The 519-nt window shown below is 66.5% G+C and carries 1 protein-coding gene; it reads left to right on the plus strand.

Going from position 1 to position 519, the window contains the following annotated elements:
• The first annotated feature begins 252 nt into the window (after positions 1 to 252).
• The gene (locus tag ACFHWE_RS23670) at positions 253 to 480 is read left to right on the plus strand and encodes an IS3 family transposase (RefSeq protein WP_416604087.1); all 228 of its coding nucleotides are present in this window, start codon (positions 253 to 255) and stop codon (positions 478 to 480) included.
• Positions 481 to 519: the final 39 nt, after the last annotated feature.

The raw sequence follows: 519 nt of genomic DNA on the forward strand, positions 1-519 counted from the left end.
GCAAGTGGGTCACCGACGTGACCGAGTTCTCCGTCGGCGGCGAGAAGGTCTACCTCTCGCCGGTCCTGGACCCGTTCGACCGATCCGTGGTCGCCTACTCGATCGGTCCGTCCTCGAGCGTGGGTCTGGTCCTGTCCTCGCTGCGGGGGGGCGATCACCACCCTGTCCGAAGGACAGCGGCCCCTGGTCCACTCCGACCAGGGCTTCCAGTACCGGCACGCGAGCCGGCGCATGCTGCTGGACGCACACGGGATGGCTCAGTCGATGTCCCGCAGGGGCAACTGCCTCGACAACGCCGTCATCGCGTGCTTCTTCGGCCACCTCAAGTCAGAGATCTTCCAGTCCGGCCGTCCTGAGACGGCCGACCAGCTCGTCACCGCGATCGAGGAGTACATCCGCTGGTACAACACCGAGCGCATCCACACACGGCTTGAGGGCCTGAGCCCGGTCCAGTACCGGGCTCAGGCCCTCGTGGCCTAGCCTCTCAACTACCGGTCCGACTTCCGGGGAGCAGTTCAC

Origin of the sequence: Nocardiopsis sp. LOL_012, assembly GCF_048060475.1 — a bacterium.
Classification (GTDB): domain Bacteria; phylum Actinomycetota; class Actinomycetes; order Streptosporangiales; family Streptosporangiaceae; genus Nocardiopsis.